Raw genomic sequence first — 21994 nt, forward strand, 5'->3', positions numbered from 1 at the left:
GGAGCGGACCGGCGTCGCTTCCTGACGTACGCGGCGGCGCGGGCCTGACGCTCCACGGCGACAGCGGCCGCCCGGCATGCCGTTTTACGCTGCTGGTGTGCGTTGCCGACCCACCCGCACCGACGCGTTGCTCGGTGTCGCCACCTTCTGCCTGGTCGCGGCGGCCGTGATCACCGACGGCGGGCCGCCCGGCCGGGCGGTGCTCGCCTACGGCTTCGCGGTCGGCTTCGGCGGGCTGCTGCTGTGCAGCCGGCAGTGGCCGGTCCCGGCGTTGCTGGTCACCGCGGCCGGCATCGTCGTGTACTACTGGCTGGACCTCCCGGCGATCGGCCTGGCGGCGCCGACCGCCGCCGTGCTGTACACGGCGGCGGGGCGCGGCCGGGTGGTGCCGGCGACCCTCGTCGGCGGCGGGCTGCTGGCGCTGTCGGTGGCCATGCGGCTGGCGGAGGGCGACGCCGTCTCGATCGTCGTGGGCTTCGACCTCGGCTCCGAGGCCGCGCTGATGCTCGCCGTCATCGCCCTCGGCGACGCCGTGCGCAGCAGGAGGTCGCTGCGCGCCGAGATGGCCCGGCAGGCGGTCGCCGCCGTCGAGGACCGCCGCCGGGAGACCGCCCGGCAGGTCGAGGCGGAGCGGCTGCGGATCGCCAGGGAGGTGCACGACACCCTCGGCCACACGATGTCGGTCATCACGCTGCAGTCGGCGGTGGCGCAGGAGGCTCTCGCCGACAACGCACCGGACCAGGCCAGGACTGCGCTCGCCGCGATCAGCTCGGCCGGTGGCAGCGCGATGGGTGAGCTGCGCGCCACCCTGCACACCCTGCGCCGCGACTCCGGTACCCGCGAACCCGCACCAGGCTTCGACCAACTGCACACCCTCGTCGACGGGGTGCGCCGCGCCGGCCTGCCCGTCGAGCTGACCGTTACCGGCCGGGTCGATGCGCTGCCCGCCGTCGTGGGCACGACCGCCTACCGAATCGTCCAGGAGGCGCTCACCAACACCCTGCGCCACGCACACGCCAGCCAGGTGCATGTCACGGTGCGGGCGACAGGACCCGGGCTGTCGCTCGAGGTCGTCGACGACGGCCACGGCGCACCGCCCGGCGCACCGCTGGACGGCAACGGCCATGGACTGCGGGGCATGGTCGAGCGGGTCTGCCTGCTCGGCGGCACCGTCGAGGCCGGCAACGGCGAGCGCGGCGGGTTCCGGGTCCACGCACGCCTGCCGCTGGCCGGGAGCGGCGCATGACGGACATCCAGGTCGTCATCGTCGACGACCAACACCTCGTCCGCGCCGGGCTGCGCGCGCTGCTCGACCGCGCACCGGACATCACCGTCGTCGGCGAGGCCGGTGACGGCGCCGCGGGTCTGCACATCGTGCGCGCCGCGCGACCGGACGTGGTGCTCATGGACGTCCGCATGCCCGGCACGGACGGCATCGAGGCCACCCGCCGCATACTGGCCGACCCGGGCCTCACCGACGTCCAGGTCGTCATGCTGACCACCTTCGACGACGACGAGTACCTCTTCGAGGCCATCCGGGCCGGCGCGGCCGGCTTCCTGCTCAAGGACACCCCGCCCGACGCCCTGCGGGCCGCCGTGCGCACCGTGGCCGGCGGCGACGCGCTGCTCTCCCCCGCCGTCACCCGGCGCGTCCTGGCCGCCGCGGCCCGCTCCCCCGTGCCGGACCTCCGGCGGCTCGCCGGGCTCACCGACCGCGAACGCGACGTCCTCGCACAGGTCGGCACCGGACGGTCCAACGCGGAGATCGGCGCCGCGCTGCACCTCAGCCCGGACACCGCCCGCACCTACGTGAGCCGCCTGCTGACTAAGCTGGACGCCCGCGACCGCGCCCAGCTCGTCGTCATCGCCTACGAAACCGGACTCGTCACCCCCGGAAGCTGCTCACCACGCCTCACGGCCCAAGAGAGAATCGATCGTCCTCCACAAAGGACGAAAGGTCCTAGTACGGCAGCCGCCGATCGGGATCATGGCTGAAGGTCGGCACTGAGTCGTCGTGCGTAGTGGGCTCGTCGGGCTCAGGCTTGGTGTCGACGTCGCCATTGTGACCAGCGCAGACGGTGGGCGAGGTCGCGGGTCGGGTGGATGGCCAACGCGTTGAGCAGGCGGCGGATCTCGTTGACGGTGAGGTCGATCAGATCGGTAGCGGGTGTGTGGGTGGCGGCGTCGGCGGCGCAGATCGTCAGCACGGCGAGGGCGGCCAGGCCAGGGTGGTGAACGGGTGCCAGGAGTTCCAGCGGCGGACCTGGTGCTGGTCCAGGCCGACCTGGCTCTTGCCGGCCTGGAACGATTCCTCAGTACGCCACCGATGATGCCCCTCAAGTTGGCGGCTTGCCTGATCCTCGACCGATAATTGGTTGTGATGCGTTGTTGCGGCTGGTTGATCTGATCGACCGGTTGCGGCCCCCGGCGAGTGAGGCAGGGGGTGGGTCCAGGTGTCCGTCGGCAGTTGCGAACCCCCCAGTCGAGGGTATGGGCGATGCTGTCGGTCGACCGGCGGCGGACCGCGGCCGGTCAGCTGGCGGTGCTGGTGGCGCGGGCCGCGGGAGCGGTAGCCGGAGGCGATCGCGGTGAACAACACGACAACACGTCGGCCGTGGGGGCGGGCCGAGGAGAAGATCCGACCGGAGCATCGGGACCGGGCGGCAGTGGTGTATGTGCGGCAGTCGACCAAGCAGCAGGTGCTTGAGCACGCCGAGTCGACCCGGCTGCAGTACGCCCTTGTCGAGCGGGCTGCGGCGTTGGGCTGGGCCCGGTCCCGGATCGTGGTGATCGATGACGATCTGGGGTGGAGCGCGGCGGTGGCCGAGGCCCGGCCAGGGTTTGCGAGGCTGGTCACCGAGGTGACGATGGGCCGGGTCGGGGTCGGCGACTGGGCCGCGGCCAACAACGCCGAGTTCGCCTACACACCCACCAACAGCACCTGACTCAACCGCATCGAGGCCCAGGTCACCGCCCTGCGCTACTTCACACTGGACGGCACCGACCACGCCAGCCACCCGCAGCAGGGCAGCATGATCCTCCGCTACATCATCTGGCGGAACAAGAACGCGCTGCTTGGCCGGTCCGGAACCGCCCCTGAGGCCCGCCAACCCGGAGAGGGGCCGCGTGCGTCTATTGTGGCAGTCGAAACAGCCGGCCGGGCAGCGCGGATACGCCAGCTGCGCGACGTCAGGAGCCGAGGAAGTGGCCCACCGCCCCCCAACTGGCGGATGCCGCGTTCAGGCGAACGAAGACGCAGCCAGATCAGGTCATCGGCTTGATCGCACCGCGCCGGTCGTGTTACTGCCATCCCGGAGATACACGGGCGGCAGAGCCGGATAACACGTTGATGACCTGACCAAACTGGTCGACCGTCCGCCGGTACACGTACCGCCAGACCCCGTTCACCCTGACGTACGTTCTCGTCGACGAACCACCTGTCGCCCGGTGCGTGGCGGGCGAACCGGGCGGCGACGGCCAGCAGCGGCGCGAACCGCTGCACCCACCGGTAGACGGTCACATGGTCGACCTTGACGCCGCGCTCGACCAGTAGCTCCTCCACGTCGCGGCAGGAGACCTCGTAGCGCAGATACCAGCGGACCGCGACCACGATCACTTCCGGTGGGGAACCGACCGATGGGCATCGAGATGTGATGGTGTCGAGGGTATGGGAAATGCCATGTCGGGTGGCCGGAGGGAGTCTCGCCCTCCGGCTCCCACAGATCCCGGCGTGAACCTCTCGGCTCACCGGGCTCCTGTCACCCTGATCACCAGGCCGTCGTGAGCGAGGTGACCCATGCCCAGTGCGCGAACAGTCCCCGCCGTCTGGCGACGGTCCTTCTCCAGTACTGGAGGGCCTTCTTCTTGCTCCGCAACCGTTTGAGCTTGCGACGGAGGAACCGCATCAGGTAGGCGTTGATGCGCTCCAGCAGCGGGTGCAGTTTGGAGCGGTAGAACGCTCCGTAGTACTGCATCCAACCTCGCACGATCGGGTTGATCCACCGTGCGAGGTCGTCGAGCGTCAGGGTCGTCTTGTAGTGCAGCTTCCACGATCGCACCGTCGCGTTCATCTTCTTCTGGGCTGCGTCGCTGCGCGCTGGCAGGAACCCACTGAAGGTCTGGCCCCGCCGATTACGTGCTCCTCGTTGCCGAAACGTGAAGCCCAGGAACGTAAACGATGTGTGCCCGTACGAGCCTCGCCGGTTGCTGTCCTGGCAGTAGACGATCCGGGTTTTGTCCGGGTGCAGCCGCAGGCCCACCTGTTGCATGCGCTCCGCGATCGCTTCTAGGCTTCCGTCATCCTGCTCGAGAGGGCAGCTCGTAGGTGCGATTGTTGCATGCTGGCCACCGAACCCAAGGTCATCGGTGGATCGAGCCTAAGGTCTCGGAGCGTGAGCGTGTCCTGGAAGGCGGCATCGCCGGGCCGGCATCGAATGCGTCATCGGTGTCGATTTCGTTGGCGAGGTGGTTGGCGTCGCGTTTCGAGGGTGGTGGTCAGAGCATCGATGGCAGCGGTGACCATCGGGGTGGGCAGGGCGCCGAAGCCGATGAGGAACCCGGCCGTGGGGTTGGGAGTGTGGTGGTAGGTGCGGCGCAGCGAGCTGATGAGGAGGCCGATGGCGGCGGCCCGGGGAAACAGGTCTGCGTCGGCGGGGGTGTCCGGGCCGCGGACGGCCAGGTGCAGGCCGGCGTGGGCTTGCACGGGTTGGTACCCGGTCGGGAGGTGCTGACGCAGTTGCTGGTGGATCCGGGTGTATCGCTGGGTGTAGACGGTGCGGGCTCGGCGCAGATGACGGCCGAGGTGGCCGTTGTTGATGAAGTGGGTCATGGCGTGCTGGGTGGTCTCTGGTGGGCTCCAGTCTACGGCCTGGCGGGTTGTGGTGATGGCCTGGATGAGGGTGGAGGGCGCCGTCAGGAATCCGATCCGCAGCGCGGGGGTGAGGGTCTTGCTGAACGTGCCGACGTAGATCACTCGCCCGTCGCGGTCCAGGCGGTGCAGGGGTTCGAGTGGGCGGGAGGTGTGGCGGAATTCGCTGTCGTAGTCGTCTTCGATGATGGCGGCACCGGTGCGGCTGGCCCATCGCAGCAGTTCCAGCCGGCGGCGGCGGTCCAGGACGACACCGAGTGGGTACTGGTGGGAGGGGCTGACGTAGATCAGGCGTGCGGCGGGTGGGATCGCATCGACCACGATGCCGTGCTCGTCGACCGGTACCCCGACCACCTCGGCGCCCTGTGCGCGCAGCAGGCTGTGCACCGGCGGGTATCCGGGTTCTTCCATACCGACGACGTCACCGGGTTCGAGCAGGACCCTCGCCACGAGGTCGACTGCGTGCGCGGCGCCGGAGGTCACCACGATCTGTGCTGGGTGGACCGTGATGCCACGGGAGGTCGCCAACCAGTGCGACAGTGCGGTGCGCAGGTCGGTGGTGCCGGCGGGGTCGCCGTACTGTGCCGGGGGCTGCCGGAGCCCGGCCAGCAGGCTTCGCCGCCACGCGGCAGCGGGGAACAGGTTCAGGTCGACCCGGCCGGTTCGCAGGTCGAAACGAGCCTCGGTTTCCGGCTCTGGGTCGAAGGGCCGCAGCGATTCAGCGCGCCGTGTGGGGACCAGCGCACCTGGTGATGGAGAGCCCGTGCATGGGCCGAGCCCACCGGCGACGATGCTGCCACCGCCGGCCCGGCCTTCGACATAACCCTCGCCGGTGAGCCGGCCGTAGGCATCGGTGACCGTGGAACGGGCCAGTCCGAGCTCGGCGGCGACGGAACGGGTCGGCAGCAGCTGGTCGCCCGGAGTGAGCCTGCCGTCCAGGATCGCGTCGCGGACCTGTTCGTACAGCTGGACGGTCACGGACCGGGCGTCATCTGGATCGATGAACAACTCCACGAGGACTCCCAACTTGGTCGGGTCGAAGGCGCCGCGTTTGGACCTGCCATGGAGGCCATCGTCCACCGTAACGTCAGGCCATCTGGACCGGGTTGGCACGAATTGGAGGGAATGGCGATGGCAGCTGCTTTCACCCAACTGCGCCGCCTTTGCGATCCTGCCCCAGCGTCCCCGGAGCCGTGCTGCCGAGCGGGCCCGGCATTGCCCTCGTGGTCGCGTCCGCGTGTGACCCCGGCCGTGCGTGGGCAGGTACATGGTCCACAGTCCACGCGACCCGTCCAGCGCAGAGTGAGAGGGGAAGGGACGGAGCTATGCCAGCACACGCAGTCCGTCACCGGCTGCTGATCGCCGCCTTGGCCGGCATCGGCACCACCATCTCCGGCGGCGCGGTGTGGTGGGCGCTCGCGCAGGATCCGCAGGGCATGGCCGGTGCCGAACCGCCGCCATCACACTCCGCCGGCTTACCTGCCACCGTATCCGAGAAGGAGCTGCTCCGCCGCGCCGAACAACGCCTGATCAGACAATGCATGCAACGCAACGGGTTCGCCTACACCGAGCAGCCGCCGCCCTCACCAGCCACACGTCAGTTTCCCTACGTCATCGACGATCTCGTCTGGGCGCGCGAGCACGGATTCGGCAACAGCTCGGCCGGCGCGGACACATCGGAACGCGACGCAAATCACGCCAACGTCCAAGGGCTGACACCGCAGCAGCGGCAGGCCCGGCAGCAGGCCCTCACGGGCTCTGGCCGCGGACTCACCGCGATCATCCCTGACCTCGGCCGGGTCTCCGCACCAGACAACGGCTGCACCGCCGAGGCGCGTCGCTCCCTCTACCGCGATCTCGCCGGCTGGTATCAGGCGCGGCGGGTCGTCGATCATCTCGACGTCTACGTCAGCAACCAGGTCGTCAACGACTCGCGGTACCACAGCGCGCTCGCTGCCTGGTCGGTGTGTGTCCGCGACCACGGATACCGTGCCGACACCCCGCACGAACTCCGCGCTCTGCTCGCCGTTCAAGCATCCGATCAGCCCGACGGACAGACCCACGCCGCCGAGATCACCGCGGCAGCGACCGAAGCCGGCTGCGCCAGCTCCACACCGCTGTCCCAGACCATCCGTCTCCTGGAGCAGACCTACCGCCCGCAGACCGAAAGGAGGTTCGCCCACGAACGGGAGACGCTCGAATCCTTCGAGCAGCGAGCGGTTCCCCGGGCCAGGCAGATCCTGGCCACGTCGTAGCCCAGCCAATGCATCAGAGGAACAACGCGAAAGGACCTGAACATGGTCAAGGCACTGAAGGCCTTGGTGGTCACCCTGCCCGCGATCGCGATCGCCGTGGTGGTGGCTCCGCCCGCCGCCCTCGCCCACCGCAACGACTGCTTCGAACCGAACAACTTCTGCGCCTGGAGCGACGACAACTACGAAGGGCGCCGCGTCAGGTGGAACCAAGGCGTCAACGACGTGAACTGGGGCGTCCACCGAGGGATGAGCAATGACGCCGAATCCCTGTACAACCACACCGAGTCCAGCACCACTGTGCCCGACAACGTGCAGACCTTCCTGGACATCAACTACGGACGCAGAGGCATCTGCATCGAACCCATGGAGTTCGTCGATACGTTCATGAACGACAACGACTACGACTCCCACACCTGGGTCCACTCCTGCGGCTAGCGAATGCATCGACCCCGCAGTAGACGAGGAGGCACTGAGGGACCTCGTCGCGGTGCAAGACCCAGATGTGCGGGCGTGGATCGGTGTACGGTTTGCGGATCCACGCCCGGACCTCGGGTTCGATGGCAGCGATCGAGCGGCGGACGAGTCGACAGTCGTCGGCCACACGAATGTTCGACGAAGCTGAGCCAGCTCGCACCGGAGGTCGCAGCGCCGGCCATCAAGGACCGAGAAACCGGACAACCGTGCTGCAACGAATGGCTGCGGGTGACCGTGAGAAGGTGGCCTTGTAGTATCCGAAAGTCCCGCCCAGACCCGTGCGCCGATCCGCGATCGCGGCGAACGTGACCGCGTCAGCCAGCACCGCGCACACCGCCACCGCCAGGGACAACCTGGGCGCGCGACCCGCGTCGGAAGGCGATCGGGTCGAGCCCCGTGAGAATTCGCCACCGGGTCCGGTCCGTTCCTCAGGGGCGAGCACCGGTCAGGGACTCGACATCGACCGAGGAGACAGACATGGCAGTAGGAGTATTTGCGGGCATCCCGGTGCGCGACTTCGACAGCGCCCTGCAGTGGTACAAGCGGCTACTCGGTGCTGAACCGGCCTTCTATCCGAACGACATCGAGGCTGTCTGGCAGCTGGCCGATGATCGGTACGTGTACATCATCCAGGATCCCGACCGGGCCGGCGGAGCTGTCTGCATGATTTGGGTCGACGACCCGGTCGCCGAGGTTGCGAGGATCTCCGGACGGGGGCTGGAGCCGGTGAACGTCGAGAAGCACGACTCGGCCTGGAAGTACGTCTTCCACGACAGCGACGGCAACGAGATCGGAATCGGCGGAGAGGTCTCAACGACCGGATGATGCCCGGCCCCGCGCTGCGCGCGTGGCGACCTCGACCAGTCTACCCCTGTGGGTGCCGAAACTCTATCGATGGGCAGTGACCTGCCGTTTCTCAGATGCAGTTGCAGGCCGAGACACGGGGTACACAAGGACGATCCATCCTGCTGCTGCGACCGCCCTACCTGGCGCTCACGAACGTGTTCGCCTCCATCCGGCTGCTACCGATGAGCGATGCGGACGACAATGTTGAGATCCTTGCACTGCGCCACCAACTCGCCATCCTGCAGCGCCAATTCGACAGACGGCACCGTTGCTTTGAGCGTCGGCAAGATCGATGCAGACTTAAGCAGTGAAGTCATCGACCCGGCCTGATCCGTGGCTGCCTGCGAAGTCGGCGTTCGCCGGGTTCCGGTTCCCGGCCGGGGTCATCGTCGTCGCCGTGCGCTGGTATCTGCGGTTCAATCTGTCCTATCGGGACGTTGAGGAGTTGCTGGTCGAGCGCGGCGTGGAGGTTGATCACGTCACGGTGTACCGGTGGGTCCAGCGGTTCACGCCGCTGCTGGCCGACGCTGCTGGCCGACGCTGCCCGGTTCTGCCGGCACTCGCCAGGCGACAGGTGGCACGTCGATGAGACGAATGTAAAGGTCAACGGAATCTGGCGGTACGTGTATCGCGCCGTCGACCAGTACGGGCAGGTCATCGACGTGCCGGTCTCGGCCCGCCGCGACGCCGAAGCCGCTCGGCGGTTCTTCCGACGGGCGCTGTCGATGTTGAAGGTGACACCCAGGGAGGTCATCACCGACGCCGCCGCGGTCTACCCCGGCGTGCTCGACGAGCTGATCCCGTCGGCGTGGCATCACGTCGAGCGGTACGCCAACAATCCGATCGAGGCTGATCACAGTAGCCTCAAGCACCGGCTGAGACCGATGCGCGGGCTACGAACGGACAAGACCGCACAGGTGATCATCGCTGGACATGCCTTCATGCAGAACCTTCGGCGCGGTCACTACGAACTCGCCGTCGACACCCCGCCGGCAACGCGGGTCGCCGCTGCGTTCACCGAACTCGCCCAAGCGATCTGACCGCTGAACCACCCCTGGCACGGGTTTCAACATGTCCGCCGGTCCCACAACGCAACGGCGCCGGTCAACCTGCTCAGGTGGGCCAGCCCCCGATCGATCAAAGAGACGTTCGTCCCTCCGACCGACTACCGCTACCCCTACCTGACACAGCCACCTCGGACACCAATGCACGGTCAGTCAGGTGGATGAGCTCCCTTTGAGCCAGGCGGACTTTGGTCCGCCTGGCTCAGGGAGCACTTCGACACACCAGACCGGTCACATCACCGGTGGATTCAGGATCAGAGGGCGCGGGCGACGGCGATCGTCGAGTGCAGCCGCTGACCGGCCTCGTAAAACATGTACTGCACGCCGTCCTGGCTGCCGAACGAGGCGGCGGCGCTGCGCCCGTTGTCGGGGGCGCCGGTCATCGCGTAGTGGAAGACGCCGAGATGGATCTCGCGGTCGAGGTTCGGGCCGACCTCGGTGATGAACATGTTGCCGCCGTTGCCGTGGTAGATGACGTAGGCGGTGCCGTTGCGGGTCACGAATGTCGGCGCCGCGATGTCGACCTGCCCGTCCGGACCCGGGTTGACCAGCGGGGTCGGGTCGAACTGGAACGTCTTGCCCGTCGATGACCAGCCCCAGAAGATCTTCCGCGTACCGTTCGTGACGCCCATGAACAGCATGATGTACCTGTTGCCTAGCCCTGCAACGCTGTGCTCGAAGACGCGGGCGTATGACGTCTCCGTCGAGCCGGGGATGACGCCGGTGTGCAGAACCCGGCCGTAATAGTTGAAGTGGATGCCGTCGTTGGACCAGGCCATCCGGGTCGTCGTGTTCTCGCCATGGAAGTACAGGTAGAACTGGCGTGTGGTGGCGTCCCAGATCACGTGGGGCGAGGACACGTGGCTCACGCTGTAGTGCGGCGACCAGACGTTGGCGATGATCGGGTTGTTCGGGTACTCCGTGAACTGGCCCCCGAGTGAGTTGCCGTAGGCAAGGCAGATGCCGCCCGGTGCGTCGTGCGGCGCGTAGTACAGGTAGTAGCGCGCGAGCGCGGTGCTGACCTTGTCGGAGACCCCGCGGATGCAGGGGAAGATCAGCTCGTTGGTCGGGTTGTAGCGCAGGTTCGCCTTGGTGAACGGCGTGCCGATGTGCCGGTAGCTTGGGAACCCGGCCGGTGCCGCGAAGGCCGGGGCGGCACCCGTCGCGGCGCCGAGACTACCGGCGGCGGCCGCTCCGCCGAGCAGTACCGCGCCGCGAAGCACCTGCCGGCGATCCATGGGGACGCTCATGGTCACCTCCGTCAAATCGATCGATTGATCGATGAGTCTCGCGGCTCCGATTGGACGGCGTCAAGACGCTAATACGAATTATCAACGGCTGGGTAGGCCATGTTGAAGAGTCCATTCTGGACGGACGGGCCCTCGGCCAGTTCGACGACCCGGCCATCGTGACCGGTGTCGCAGCCGTTCATGCTGTTTCTTCAAAAGTCTTGACGGTTTTCGCCGCTGTCGACAGACTTTGGTGACGAGAGTGCTCTCCCCCCTCGCCCTCGTTTCCCGTCGTCATCGGGACAGTCTGCAATGCGCTTCGCCTGAACGGACTCCTCACCGTCGTCCTGCTAGCCGCCAGTGTCCTGTCCGGCATGGGCTCCTCCGCCGTCGCTGAGCAGCCGAGTCAACCCCGCCGCGGTGCTGGCCACTACGGGCCGACTTGCTCCGCTCAGTCAGCGCAGCGGGCCGAGCGCGAGCAGTTCGGATGCCGGCTCACCGGTAGCGATCTGCCGAGCGAGGAGCATGCCCGTTGCGGGTCCCTGGGTCGCTCCCCACATACCATGACCACCGGCGGTGTAGACACCGTCGATTCTGGTGCTGCCGACCAGGGGGATCCCGTCGGAGGTGATGGGCCGCGACCCGACCCATTCGCGCGCTCGCGTGCTCCAGTCCACTCCGCGAAGAACGCCCGCCGCCGCGCGTGCCCGCTGGTGGAGCGGGCCGTCACGGCGCTCAGGCAGTCCGCGCGATCCCGACGCCGCTGATGTCGCGGTTCGACGTGGCCGCTCGAATGATACCGCGGCCCGGTCGCGCACGGCTGCTCCCTGTTCTGTGACCCGCCACGAACCGGCAACCCGGGGTTGATCTTCGGCGAGGAACGTCGTGCCCCGCACAGTCGTCATCAAACGAGAGGGCATTGCCGTGGCGGACATCGATCGTAGACGATTCCTGAAGTTGACCGGCGCGGCCTCCGCCGCGGGTCTGGCCTACAGCCTGCTCGGTAGCGTCCAGCGGGCCGCGGCCATCGCCCCGCAGGGCAGCACCGGAACAATCATGGACGTCGAGCACGTCGTGATTCTGATGCAGGAGAACCGTTCGTTCGACCACTATCTCGCCTCGCTGCGCGGAGTCCGCGGCTTCGGCGACCCGCACCCGGTGCAGCTTCCCTCCGGCAAGTCCGTCTGGCACCAGGCGGACAGCAAGGGCGAGGTGCTCCCCTTCCACCCGCAGGTCGACGACCTGGGCGCCGCATTCCTGCAAGGCCTCGACCACGCGTGGCCGGGCGGCCAGAACGCGGTCAACAACGGCCACTACGACCGGTGGATCCCCGCCAAGACACCTACCACCATGGCCTACCTGTTGCGCCAGGACGCCGCGTTCCACTATGCGCTCGCCGACGCGTTCACCATCTGCGATGCGTACTACTGCTCGTTCGTCGGCAACACCGACCCCAACCGCTACTACCTCTGGACCGGCTGGACCGGCAACGACGGCAAGGGCGGCGGACCGGTACTTTACAACGACGAACTCGGCTACGACTGGCCCACCTACCCCGAACGCCTGGAAGCGGCCGGGATCTCGTGGAAGATCTATCAGGACATCGGCAGTGGCCTGAACGCCGCCGGCTCCTGGGGCTGGGACAACGACGCCTACATCGGCAACTACGGCGACACCTCGCTGTTGTACTTCAACTCCTACCGCAACGCCCAGCCCGGCGACCCGCTGTACGAGAAGGCCCGCACCGGCACCGAGAACAAGAAGGGCCAGGACTACTTCGAGATCCTCGCCGCCGATGTGAAAGCCGACCGGCTGCCCCAGGTCTCCTGGATCTCCGCCCCCGAGGCGTTCAGCGAGCACTCCAACTGGCCCACCAACTACGGCGCCTGGTACATCTCCAAGGTCCTGGACACCCTGACCAGCAACCCCGACGTGTGGGCCAAGACCGCGCTGTTCATCACCTATGACGAGAACGACGGCTTCTTCGACCACCTGGTGCCACCGCACCCGAACACCCCGATCGTCCCCGGCGCCTCCACAGTTTCCACCGAGCACGAGTTCTATCCCGGCAGCAGCCGCGCCAAGCCCGGCCCCTACGGCATGGGCCCCCGGGTACCGATGTTCGTGATCTCACCCTGGTCCACCGGCGGCTACGTCTGCTCCGAGACCTTCGACCACACCTCGGTGATCCGCTTCCTGGAACAGCGGTTCGGTATCGCCGAACCGCAGATCACCCCCTGGCGGCGCACCGTCGCCGGCGACCTGACCTCGGCCTTCGACTTCTCCCGCGGCGTCACCGGACTGGCGGCCCTGCCAGACACCTCGGCGATGAAGCCGCAAGACCGGTTGCGGCACAAGACCTACTACCCGCCCCGTCCGGCCGGCTCGAAGATGCCGCCCCAGGAGCCCGGTACGCGCCCGGCCCGGCCGCTCGGATACAACCTTGACGTCGTGGAGAAGCCCGGCAGCCCGCTGGATCTCACGATAGTGAACAGCGGATCCTTGGGTGCGCATCTCCAAGCCCGGCTGATCACCCCGGCCGGACAACCGCACAGCTACACCGTGGGCGCGGGCCACCAACTCGCCGCCCAGCTGCCGGTCTCCGGCGCGTACGAGGTGCACCTGCACGGCCCCAACGGTTTCTTCCGCAAACTGGCCGGCGACACCCACAGCGACAGAGTCGCCGTCACCCTGCGACCGCTGGGCGCCTCGGGCAAGCTCCGAGTGGAGATCAACGCCCCACACGGCGCCGCCGAAGTCACCGTCACCGACGTCTACGCCGGGCCGGTTCGACTTCACGGCAACGGCAAGTACGCCGACGTGGACACCCGCGACGCCGGTGGTTGGTACGACGTCACCGTCACCGCCGGCAGCTTCGTCCGCGTCTTCGCCGGACACCTGGAGAACGGCTCCGTCAGCATCAGCGACCCCTCCCTCGGCTGACCCGGGCGTTCCCCACGGCCCGCGACCGCTGCACAAGGGCCGTCGCGGGCCGAACCGCCCGGTACCCAACCGGCCGTGCCGGGAGCGGTGCCGTCGGGGTCGCGGCCCGGCCGGGGGGCGCCGTTGCGTTGTGGGACCGGCGGACATGTTGAAACCCGTGCCAGGGGTGGTTCAGCGGTCAGATCGCTTGGGCGAGTTCGGTGAACGCAGCGGCGACCCGCGTTGCCGGCGGGGTGTCGACGGCGAGTTCGTAGTGACCGCGCCGAAGGTTCTGCATGAAGGCATGTCCAGCGATGATCACCTGTGCGGTCTTGTCCGTTCGTAGCCCGCGCATCGGTCTCAGCCGGTGCTTGAGGCTACTGTGATCAGCCTCGATCGGATTGTTGGCGTACCGCTCGACGTGATGCCACGCCGACGGGATCAGCTCGTCGAGCACGCCGGGGTAGACCGCGGCGGCGTCGGTGATGACCTCCCTGGGTGTCACCTTCAACATCGACAGCGCCCGTCGGAAGAACCGCCGAGCGGCTTCGGCGTCGCGGCGGGCCGAGACCGGCACGTCGATGACCTGCCCGTACTGGTCGACGGCGCGATACACGTACCGCCAGATTCCGTTGACCTTTACATTCGTCTCATCGACGTGCCACCTGTCGCCTGGCGAGTGCCGGCAGAACCGGGCAGCGTCGGCCAGCAGCGTCGGCCAGCAGCGGCGTGAACCGCTGGACCCACCGGTACACCGTGACGTGATCAACCTCCACGCCGCGCTCGACCAGCAACTCCTCAACGTCCCGATAGGACAGATTGAACCGCAGATACCAGCGCACGGCGACGACGATGACCCCGGCCGGGAACCGGAACCCGGCGAACGCCGACTTCGCAGGCAGCCACGGATCAGGCCGGGTCGATGACTTCACTGCTTAAGTCTGCATCGATCTTGCCGACGCTCAAAGCAACGGCGCCTTTCCGCATCCAGTGGAAACGTAAGCGAGGCACGAACCGTTGGTACGTCTACACGTTCATCGCCGACCGGCCGATCAAGGCCGTGAAGGCGAAGATCCGTGCCTTGACGAACAAGTTGTCGCAGGCAAACCCGGCGCGGATCGTGCGCCGGATCAATCAGATCCAGCGAGGCTGGGCCAACTACTTCCAGCACGCGGTATGTAAGCACACCCTCAATCAGCTCCGGCACTTCGTCAACTGGCGGGTGTTCCGGTGGCTGATGAAACTGCACCGCTGGACGTGGAAGGACATCCGCCAACGCTTCACCCTCCCCAATGGACGGTGGCTGGCGTTGTCGGCGGATGGGGTCGAATTGTTCAACGTCGCGTCGGTGCGGGTCACCCGCTATCGGTATCGAGGAACACGCATCCCCAACCCCTGGATCAAGCCACACTGCGCCTGACGGAAGCGACCGTGGAGAGCCCGTTGCGGCGAGAGGCGCACGGCGGGTTCGGCGAGCGGCACGAGGAAACAGACCGGCAGCAATGCCGCCACCGCGCCTCGTGCCGACTCAACCAGCGCATGGTCCACCGGCGCCGGCCGGCGCCGGTGGGGTCCAGACTCATCAACGCCAGGTAGACGCACTGAGCGCGGCTTGCTCGTTCGGGAAGTGACCGCGGGCCCGGACGGCCTTGCGGATGCGGGCGTTGACGCTCTCAACCGCGTTGGTGCTGCAAATGACCTTGCGGATCTCGACGTCGAAGGCGAGGAACGGCACGAACTCCGCCCAGGCGTCGGACCACAGCTTCACGATCGCCGGGTACAGTCCCTGATGAAGCGAGCGGTGCGGATCGAAGCCCTCACCGGCCGGCGGCTGACCAACATGCGGGCGCTCGTCGAGCTGTACCTCGCCGTGCTCGCGGTGCGGATGGACGCCTGCCGGCCCAGGGATGGTGCGGGACCAGCACACCCCGCATAGCGGCCCACGAGGCGATCGTGTCGTTCTGTGCCGAGGCCATGTGGCCGCGCCGGCGATCTGCGCGCCGGCGCGGCCCCGGCTCAGGGCAGCGGCACCGCCTGGCGAGTGCGGGCGGAGAGCTCCGCCGCCTCGAGCATCGCTGTCGTGGCCAGTCCCTCGGCGCCGCTCACCAACGGCGGGCGGCCGTCTCGGGCCGCCCCGATCAGGTCCGTCAGTTCGGCCGCGTAGGCCGCCAGGCGCGGCCCGCTGACCGGGTCGAGCGGGTCGAACGCCGCCTGCTCGAAGACGACCGAGAAGCCCTCCCCCTTGCCGAGGCGCACCGCTCCGTACGCGTCGCAGTCGATCATGCCCTCGGTACCGACCAGCTGGAATTGAAGCCCGGAGCCCAGGCCGGGCGCGGGGATGTCGTAGCTCATCCACAGCTGTGCCATCGCGCCGCCCTTGAAGTGATACGTGGCCATCGCGCTGCGCAGTGGCGGGTCCGTGGCTCCGTACTGTTCGAAGAGGGCGAACGCGAGGTCGGGTTCGTCGCCGATGAACCAGCGCACCAGGTCGCAGGCGTGCGCACCCCACGAGGCGTAGGTGGTCTGCTGGGCGGGATCGAGCTTCCACTGGTCCTGGGTCTTGCTGGTGTCCCAGAAGCCCATTTCGGGCCCGATCGCCCGCACCATCGTGACCCGCCCGATCACACCGTCGTCGAGGAGTCGCTTGGCGAACACGGGTGCGTCGCGGAACCGGTGCTGCGACACGACGGCGAGCTGCACTCCGGCCGCCTCGGCGGCGTCGTTCATCCGGGTGCATTCGGCCGCGTTCTGCGCCATCGGCTTCTCGATCAGGATGTGCTTGCCCGCCCGGGCCGCGGCGACGGCTTGAAGCTCGTGGCCGGCCGGTGGTGTCGTCAGCACGACGACCTCGACCGCAGGATCGGCGAGGAGGCTTTCGTACGAGTCATGCAGTGGGCAACCGTAGTCGGCAGCCAGAGCCGGCGCGCGCCGGCCGCCGGCGACGCCGACCAGGTTCGCCTGCGCCACGTGGTTGGCCGCCACCTCCGACCAGGTGCGTCCCATGAAGCCGGAGCCGAGCACACCGACGCCGGTCATGCCCTCTCCGCTTCGCTCCGAGCCGGTCATGATGCCTCCCTGAGCCGACCGTGCCGGTCGAGCAGGTCGATGATGCGGGCCGCCGAGAGGGTGTGCATGTCGGCGAACGCCTCCACCGACGTCGCGCCGACGTGCTGGGTCAGTACCACATTCGTGAGCCCGGACAGCGGGTCCGGCACCGGCGGCGGTTCCACCTCCCGGACGTCGAGGCCCGCGCCGCGCAGCCGGCCGGCCTTCAGGGCGGCCGCCAGGGCCGCCTCGTCGATGAGCCCGCCCCGGGCCACGTTCACCACCACCGCGTCCGGCCGCAGGCGTCCGATCGCCGCGGCGTCAAGCACGTGGCGCGAGTCCGCGGTCAACGCGGCGCACAGCACGACCGCGTCGCTTTCGTCGAGGAGGTCGTTCAACGGTACGAGCGGGAAGGGCGCCTCGGTGCGGTACGGATCGTAGGCCACGACCGTCATGCCGAGTCCGTGTGCCTTCTCGGCGACGCGGGTGCCGATGCGACCAAGGCCGACCACCCCGATGCGCTGACCGCGCACCCGTCGAATCATGTAGAACTCCGGCAGTTCACGGACCTCCCATTGACCGGCCGCGGCTGCGCTCGCCATCGGCACCAGTGCCCGCTGCACCGCCATCAGCAGTGCGATGGCCTGGTCGGAGACCTCCTCGGTGCAGTAGTCGGGCACGTTCGTGACCTCGATGCCGAGCTCTGCCGCGCGTGCCGTGTCCACGCCGTCCATGCCGACGCTGTAACAGAGAATGCCGCAGCATCGTGTCATCAGGTCGAGCTCTTCGCGGGGCAGCCGGCCCGACGCGACGACGACGTCGGCCTTTGGCAGCGCCTTGCGGGCGGCGTCCAGATCGGGCGGTAGCACCAGGTCGACGCCACGGGCCGCCAGCGTGTCCCGTTCGACGTCGTAGCTCCACCGCAGGGTGGTGATGGGGTCGTAGACAACAACAGTGGGAGCGCCCATATCTCTCCTCGCACAATGTGGCTGTTTCAGCAGTTGAACTCAGCATTTTACTCGATAGAATCAGCCAGCTACACCGATGTCAAGGAGGCCCCATGCGCGTCACCGCCGCCGAAGTGCTGCACGTGCGGGCACCGCTCACCGTCGCGGCCGGTCCGGCCGGCGTGTTCAACCGGCACCGCGAAACGTTGCTGCTGAAGCTGTCCACATCCGACGGAACGGTCGGCTGGGGCGAGACCTACGCCCTGCCCGGCACCCGCGACCTCCTGGCCATGCTCGCCGCGGACCTTGCCGGTGCGCCGGTCACGCACGCGTGGCCACGCCGCCCCGGCCTCGACGAGGTGGGCGCCGCGCTGGCGCTGAGCGCCGTCGACATCGCCTGGCACGACCTGCTCGGCCGAACGCTCGGCGTGCCGGTGCACACCCTGCTCGGCGGCGCCCGACGCGAGCGGGTGCCGGCGTACGCCTCCGGCTTCCTCTACCAGGAGGGCCGCCACCCCGCCGACGCCTGGCCGGACGAGGCGGCCAGACTGCACGAGCGAGGCTTCCGCGCCATGAAGGTACGAATGGGCGGCTACCCGCCGGTCGAGGAGCTGGCGCTGCTGGAGCAGCTGCGGGCCACGCTCCCCGGCGACGTGATGCTCATGGTCGACGCCTGGGGCGCCTATTCGGCTCCCACCGCGGTGCGGGTGGGCCGGCGCCTGGCCGACCTGGGCGTCGCGTGGTTCGAGGAGCCGACCCCCCTGACCCGGCCCGAGCTCACCGCGCAGCTGGCGGTGCCGGTCGCCGGTGGCGAGATGGGGCGGACGCCGTCCGAGTTCGCACGGCTGCTCGACCACCGCACGTTCGACGTGATCCAGCCCGACGCGGCGATCTGCGGGGGACTCGCCGCGGCCCGGTTCGTCGGGGAGCTCGCGGCGCTGCATGAGATCGCGTGCGTGCCGCACACCTGGAACGGGGCCGTGATGGCCGCCGCCACCCTGCATCTGGCCGCCGTCCTGCCACCGGCCGCACGCACCGGCGACGGCACCTGGCCCGGCGGCGACGTGAGTGGTCCCATGCTCGAATACGACACGAGCGAAAACCCGTTCATCCGCGACATCCTGCGCGTCCCACCCTCCTTGGTGGACGGATGTTTCGCGGTGCCCGACTCGCCGGGCCTCGGCATCGAGATCGACGAGACCACGCTGTCCCAATACCGCATCGCATAAACCGCGGCCCCAGGAGGCAACCATGCAGAAGGAACCGATCGTCCCCGCCGGCGGCGCACCGCCGGCCGGGCCCTACTCACCCGGAATCCGGGCCGGCAACCTGCTCTTCGTCTCGGGCCAAGGCCCCTTCGATGCCGACGGCAAGCTCATCGGCGACACCTTCCAGATCCAGGCACGCGCCACCTTCGCCAACATCGAACGCATCATCACGGCCGCCGGCGGGAATCTCTCCGGCATCCTGCGCATCGGCGCCTACCTGCACACCCTGGACAACTTCGCGGAGTTCAACGACATCATGCGCGACGTACTACCCACCCCGCATCCAGCGCGTACGACGATCCCGGTTCCACTGCCCGGATTCCTGATCGAGATCGACGCGGTCGTGCTGCTCCCCGACCCCGCCTGACGACCTGAACCGGCGCTCCACGGTGAGCTCACCGTGGAGCGCCTGGACGCTCAGTAGGACAGCCAGCCACCGTCGACGAGGATGCTCGCGCCGGTGACGAAGCCGGCCTCGGCGGAGCAGAGGTAGGCCACCATCGAGGCCACGTCGTCGGGATGGCCGCGGCGGCCCAGCGGCGTGTGCCGCTCCCACCACCGCTGCGGCTCGGACAGCTCCGGCGGGGGCGCCGGGGTGCCGGCGCGCTCGTCGAGCGCGATGTCACCCGGCGCGACGTGGACCGCTCGGATGTTGTGCGGCGCCAATTCGAACGCCAGCCCCCGGGTCAGCCCCAGCATCCCCGCCTTTGTCGTCGTGTAGGCGGTCGCGTGGTGCTGGGCCGCATACGCGGCGACCGAGCCGATGTTGACAATCACGCCCGGCGTGCCCCTCGCCACCATGCACCGGGCGGCCTCGCGGGAACACCGGAACGCAGCGGTGAGATTCACGCCGACGACGCGATCCAGCCACTCGTCATCGCAGTCCAGCAGCGGGCGCGACGCGCCCGGCCCGGTCACCGCCGCGTTGTTCACCAGGATGTCGATGCCGCCGAAGCGCTCCACACAACGCGCGACGAGCGCCCTGCAGGACGCCGCGTCGGCGAGGTCGGCAACAGCTACGTCGAGACTGCGATGGGGCGCGGCGAGCCGGCTCGCCGCCGCGGCCGCGGTCTGCGGGGTTCGCTGACCGACGAGGACGTGCGCGCCCTCATCGGCGAGGCGGGCCGAGATCGCCGCGCCGATCCCGCTTCCGCCGCCGGTCACCAGGGCCACCCGCCCGGCCAACCCGGCGGTGCCGGTCACTGCCACGACACCTCCTCCGCGATGGGCCCGAGCATGACGATGCCCATGCCTGGCTCGACCTCGGCCCGCCGCCGCAGCATCATCACCGTCCCGTCGTGCGGGGCCGAGATCTCCTCGGCCGGCAACCCGTCCCCGTCGAGAATCTCCGCCACCAGGTCGCCGCACCTGACCTGGTCGCCGGGCCGGACCGCGGTGACACACCAGCCTGACACCGATGCGGAGACCGACGAGTCGACGTCGCCGTCACCACCGCGCAGGATCCGTTGCGGCCCCGATCCCGCCGGCACGTCCGCGGCGGCGAGCATGCCGAGCCGGCCGAGCACCCGCAGTACGCCGTCGCGGTAGCCGAGCAGCTCCGAGCGGCGCAACGATCCGCCGCCGCCGCCCTCGACGTAGATGGACGGCACGCCGTAGGACGAGGCCGTGGTAAGGCTGCGCCCCGGATTGAGCCGGTCGTGCGCCCAGAGCAGCGGCGCACCGAACGCGTGCGCCGCCGGTCGGCCGGTCGGATCGCTGAAACCGGCGAAGAACGGCATCGCGTAGTTGAGTCCCGCCGAGTGCAGATCGATGAGCAGGTCCGAGTTACGGATGACGCGCTGTGCCAGGGCGTCCGCGATCCGTTCGGTGACCGTGCCGTCGGCGCGGCCGGGGAAGGCGCGGGCCAGGTTGCCGTCGTCGACAGGGCTGGTCCGGGTGCCCGCCTCGTGGGCCGGCGGGTTCGCGACCGCCACCGCGAGGATCCGCCCGGACCATTGCGGCGGGTCGGCGCTGAGGTGCGCCACGATCGCCCGTACGGCGGCGATGCCCTCCAGTTCGTCGCCATGCACCCCGCCGAGCAGGGCCACGGTCGGGCCGGCGGCGGAGCCCGCCAGTTCCCGGATCACGACCGTGGCCTCGCCGACGTCGATCCGGTGTGTCGTCACGGCCGCCCGATCTCGGCCGCCGCCAACGTTTCCCGCACGTGGGTCCGCATGCCGTCGTCGACCTGCACGAACGGCAACGCGGTCGTCGAATGTGCGATGACCCCCTGCTGTACCAGGGCCTCCTTCAACGACGCGATGACCGAGGCGCTGAAACTGCCGCCCGGCATCGGGTGCTGGTAGAGCTTGAAAAACGCCACGATGCGGCCCTGCATCTCGGCCGCGCCCTTCCAGTCCCCGGCCGTCGCGCGCGCGGCGAGTTCGACGTGCCACGGCGCGAAGACGTTGGCCAGGCCCGGCACGGCGCCGTGGAACCCGCCCAGCAACAGCCCGTCGATCGCGAACTCGCTGCCCGTGTAGCGACGGAACCCCTCGATGTCCGCCGTCGCCTCGGCCAGCATCCGCTGGGCCTCCACGTTGCCCGAGGAGTCTTTCACCCCCGCCACAACTCCCTCGCCGGCGAGCTCACGCATCAGGTCCGGCTCCAGCACCACGGTGACCCGGCTGGGAATGTTGTAGGCGAGGACCGGCACCGAGCCCGCGGCCCCGGCCACAGCGCGGAAGTGCCCGCCGAGCTCGGCGGCGGAGTGCGGGAAGACGAACGTCGGCGGCACGAGCAACGAGTCGGCGCCCATCTGCGCGTACACCTTCGCGTCGGCGACCGCGTCGCGGGTGCCGAGCGCCGGCACGCCGATCATGAGATGGGTTCGCTCGTCGACCCGGGCCACCGCACGGGCAGCGACCTCGAGCCGCTCGTCACGGGAGAGCGCGCCGTTCTCGCCGCACGAGCCGAGCACGAGCAGCCCGGTCACGCCCCGCCCGATGAGGTGGTCGACGAGTGCGTCGAGCGACTCGAGATCCGGGGCGCCCGATGGAAGCATCGGGGTGACCATCGGCACGATCACGCCGGCGATCGGCGGGGGGACCGGGACACGAAGCGATGTCATGGAGACC

Annotated in this window: 22 protein-coding genes and 4 pseudogenes; 13 read left to right on the forward strand and 13 right to left on the reverse strand. The window is 68.8% G+C overall.

All coding sequences use genetic code 11. From position 1 onward, the window contains the following. The first annotated feature begins 97 nt into the window (after positions 1-97). Together ACQEVZ_RS01970 and ACQEVZ_RS01975 are read left to right on the forward strand one after the other, a co-directional pair. On the forward strand, positions 98-1246 hold the full coding sequence (locus ACQEVZ_RS01970) for a sensor histidine kinase (RefSeq protein WP_433360410.1): 1149 nt from the start codon (positions 98-100) through the stop codon (positions 1244-1246). Beyond that, positions 1243-1995: a response regulator transcription factor gene (locus ACQEVZ_RS01975; protein ID WP_433360413.1), complete on the forward strand. Its 753-nt coding sequence runs from the start codon at positions 1243-1245 to the stop codon at positions 1993-1995. Before ACQEVZ_RS01970 ends, ACQEVZ_RS01975 begins: the two co-directional genes overlap by 4 nt. Positions 1996-2036: 41 nt before the next feature. Here ACQEVZ_RS01975 and ACQEVZ_RS01980 read toward each other — a convergent pair whose 3' ends face one another. Beyond that, positions 2037-2207 carry a hypothetical protein gene (locus ACQEVZ_RS01980; protein ID WP_433360420.1) on the reverse strand — a complete coding sequence of 57 codons (171 nt, stop codon included), beginning with the start codon at positions 2205-2207 and terminating at the stop codon, positions 2037-2039. Positions 2208-2588: 381 nt separating this feature from the next. Here ACQEVZ_RS01980 and ACQEVZ_RS01985 point away from each other — a divergent pair, with 381 nt between their 5' ends. Then, complete coding sequence (locus ACQEVZ_RS01985) at positions 2589-2945, forward strand: recombinase family protein (RefSeq protein ID WP_433360423.1); 357 nt, start codon at positions 2589-2591, stop codon at positions 2943-2945. 391 nt (positions 2946-3336) lie between these two features. Here the strand turns inward: ACQEVZ_RS01985 and ACQEVZ_RS01990 are convergent. From ACQEVZ_RS01990 to ACQEVZ_RS02000, 3 genes and pseudogenes are all read right to left on the reverse strand, one after another. Further along, a pseudogene (locus tag ACQEVZ_RS01990) lies at positions 3337-3655 on the reverse strand (DDE-type integrase/transposase/recombinase); the annotation flags it as partial. A gap of 112 nt (positions 3656-3767) precedes the next feature. Continuing rightward, on the reverse strand, positions 3768-4268 hold the full coding sequence (locus ACQEVZ_RS01995) for a group II intron maturase-specific domain-containing protein (protein ID WP_433360426.1): 501 nt from the start codon (positions 4266-4268) through the stop codon (positions 3768-3770). A 170-nt stretch (positions 4269-4438) separates the two neighbouring features. Then, a complete protein-coding gene (locus ACQEVZ_RS02000) occupies positions 4439-6136 on the reverse strand; it encodes a PLP-dependent aminotransferase family protein (RefSeq protein WP_433360429.1) in 1698 nt (565 codons plus the stop codon). 56 nt (positions 6137-6192) lie between these two features. Here ACQEVZ_RS02000 and ACQEVZ_RS02005 point away from each other — a divergent pair, with 56 nt between their 5' ends. The 5 genes and pseudogenes from ACQEVZ_RS02005 (at position 6193) to ACQEVZ_RS02025 (ending at position 9482) form a co-directional block, all read left to right on the forward strand. Then, the gene (locus ACQEVZ_RS02005; protein ID WP_433360432.1) at positions 6193-7122 is read left to right on the forward strand and encodes a hypothetical protein; all 930 of its coding nucleotides are present in this window, start codon (positions 6193-6195) and stop codon (positions 7120-7122) included. Positions 7123-7164: 42 nt separating this feature from the next. Then, on the forward strand, positions 7165-7557 hold the full coding sequence (locus ACQEVZ_RS02010; RefSeq protein WP_433360435.1) for a peptidase inhibitor family I36 protein: 393 nt from the start codon (positions 7165-7167) through the stop codon (positions 7555-7557). A 516-nt stretch (positions 7558-8073) separates the two neighbouring features. Next, a complete protein-coding gene (locus tag ACQEVZ_RS02015) occupies positions 8074-8421 on the forward strand; it encodes a VOC family protein (protein ID WP_433360438.1) in 348 nt (115 codons plus the stop codon). A gap of 95 nt (positions 8422-8516) precedes the next feature. Next, positions 8517-8753 carry a hypothetical protein gene (locus tag ACQEVZ_RS02020; protein ID WP_433360441.1) on the forward strand — a complete coding sequence of 79 codons (237 nt, stop codon included), beginning with the start codon at positions 8517-8519 and terminating at the stop codon, positions 8751-8753. A gap of 26 nt (positions 8754-8779) precedes the next feature. Next, positions 8780-9482 (forward strand): annotated as a pseudogene (locus tag ACQEVZ_RS02025) (IS6 family transposase). Positions 9483-9760: 278 nt separating this feature from the next. Here ACQEVZ_RS02025 and ACQEVZ_RS02030 read toward each other — a convergent pair. Both ACQEVZ_RS02030 and ACQEVZ_RS02035 read right to left on the reverse strand, forming a co-directional pair. After that, positions 9761-10756: a hypothetical protein gene (locus ACQEVZ_RS02030; RefSeq protein ID WP_433360444.1), complete on the reverse strand. Its 996-nt coding sequence runs from the start codon at positions 10754-10756 to the stop codon at positions 9761-9763. 434 nt (positions 10757-11190) lie between these two features. Next, positions 11191-11670: an FAD-dependent oxidoreductase gene (locus ACQEVZ_RS02035; protein ID WP_433360447.1), complete on the reverse strand. Its 480-nt coding sequence runs from the start codon at positions 11668-11670 to the stop codon at positions 11191-11193. Between ACQEVZ_RS02035 and ACQEVZ_RS02040 the strand changes: the two genes are divergently transcribed. Then, positions 11660-13678: a phosphocholine-specific phospholipase C gene (locus ACQEVZ_RS02040; RefSeq protein ID WP_433360450.1), complete on the forward strand. Its 2019-nt coding sequence runs from the start codon at positions 11660-11662 to the stop codon at positions 13676-13678. The genes ACQEVZ_RS02035 and ACQEVZ_RS02040 overlap by 11 nt on opposite strands. 178 nt (positions 13679-13856) lie before the next feature. Here the strand turns inward: ACQEVZ_RS02040 and ACQEVZ_RS02045 are convergent. Then, positions 13857-14559 (reverse strand): annotated as a pseudogene (locus ACQEVZ_RS02045) (IS6 family transposase). 20 nt (positions 14560-14579) lie between these two features. Between ACQEVZ_RS02045 and ACQEVZ_RS02050 the strand changes: the two are divergent. Next, a complete protein-coding gene (locus tag ACQEVZ_RS02050) occupies positions 14580-15077 on the forward strand; it encodes a group II intron maturase-specific domain-containing protein (protein ID WP_433360453.1) in 498 nt (165 codons plus the stop codon). A gap of 112 nt (positions 15078-15189) precedes the next feature. On the opposite strand, the pseudogene ACQEVZ_RS02055 reads toward ACQEVZ_RS02050, so the two are convergent. Further along, positions 15190-15437: pseudogene (locus ACQEVZ_RS02055) on the reverse strand (transposase); the annotation flags it as partial. 9 nt (positions 15438-15446) lie between these two features. On the opposite strand from ACQEVZ_RS02055, the gene ACQEVZ_RS02060 reads away from it, so the two are divergent. After that, positions 15447-15593 carry a hypothetical protein gene (locus tag ACQEVZ_RS02060; RefSeq protein WP_433377280.1) on the forward strand — a complete coding sequence of 49 codons (147 nt, stop codon included), beginning with the start codon at positions 15447-15449 and terminating at the stop codon, positions 15591-15593. 80 nt (positions 15594-15673) lie between these two features. Here the strand turns inward: ACQEVZ_RS02060 and ACQEVZ_RS02065 are convergent, their stop codons facing one another. Together ACQEVZ_RS02065 and ACQEVZ_RS02070 are read right to left on the reverse strand one after the other, a co-directional pair. Beyond that, the gene (locus tag ACQEVZ_RS02065; RefSeq protein WP_433360456.1) at positions 15674-16693 is read right to left on the reverse strand and encodes a Gfo/Idh/MocA family protein; all 1020 of its coding nucleotides are present in this window, start codon (positions 16691-16693) and stop codon (positions 15674-15676) included. A gap of 26 nt (positions 16694-16719) precedes the next feature. Further along, positions 16720-17670 (reverse strand): NAD(P)-dependent oxidoreductase, encoded by a 951-nt coding sequence (locus ACQEVZ_RS02070; protein WP_433360459.1) that lies wholly within the window; start codon positions 17668-17670, stop codon positions 16720-16722. 92 nt (positions 17671-17762) lie between these two features. Between ACQEVZ_RS02070 and ACQEVZ_RS02075 the strand changes: the two genes are divergently transcribed. Both ACQEVZ_RS02075 and ACQEVZ_RS02080 read left to right on the forward strand, forming a co-directional pair. Continuing rightward, positions 17763-18878, forward strand: a complete 1116-nt coding sequence (locus ACQEVZ_RS02075; RefSeq protein ID WP_433360462.1) for a mandelate racemase/muconate lactonizing enzyme family protein — start codon at positions 17763-17765, stop codon at positions 18876-18878. Between the two features lie 22 nt (positions 18879-18900). Beyond that, the gene (locus ACQEVZ_RS02080) at positions 18901-19284 is read left to right on the forward strand and encodes a RidA family protein (protein ID WP_354898986.1); all 384 of its coding nucleotides are present in this window, start codon (positions 18901-18903) and stop codon (positions 19282-19284) included. Positions 19285-19334: 50 nt separating this feature from the next. Here ACQEVZ_RS02080 and ACQEVZ_RS02085 read toward each other — a convergent pair whose 3' ends face one another. Genes ACQEVZ_RS02085 through ACQEVZ_RS02095 form a run of 3 tightly spaced genes read right to left on the reverse strand, consistent with a single transcriptional unit; the run spans position 19335 to position 21987 of the window. Then, positions 19335-20126, reverse strand: coding sequence for an SDR family NAD(P)-dependent oxidoreductase (locus tag ACQEVZ_RS02085; protein ID WP_363405427.1), 792 nt, complete (start codon positions 20124-20126; stop codon positions 19335-19337). Continuing rightward, positions 20117-21043: a succinylglutamate desuccinylase/aspartoacylase family protein gene (locus tag ACQEVZ_RS02090; protein WP_433360467.1), complete on the reverse strand. Its 927-nt coding sequence runs from the start codon at positions 21041-21043 to the stop codon at positions 20117-20119. The genes ACQEVZ_RS02085 and ACQEVZ_RS02090 overlap by 10 nt, the downstream gene beginning before the upstream one ends. After that, positions 21040-21987: a dihydrodipicolinate synthase family protein gene (locus ACQEVZ_RS02095; RefSeq protein WP_433360470.1), complete on the reverse strand. Its 948-nt coding sequence runs from the start codon at positions 21985-21987 to the stop codon at positions 21040-21042. Before ACQEVZ_RS02095 ends, ACQEVZ_RS02090 begins: the two co-directional genes overlap by 4 nt. Positions 21988-21994 lie beyond the last annotated feature (7 nt).

It is taken from the genome of Dactylosporangium sp. CA-152071, assembly GCF_050936335.1.
GTDB classification, from domain to species: Bacteria; Actinomycetota; Actinomycetes; order Mycobacteriales; family Micromonosporaceae; genus Dactylosporangium; species Dactylosporangium maewongense.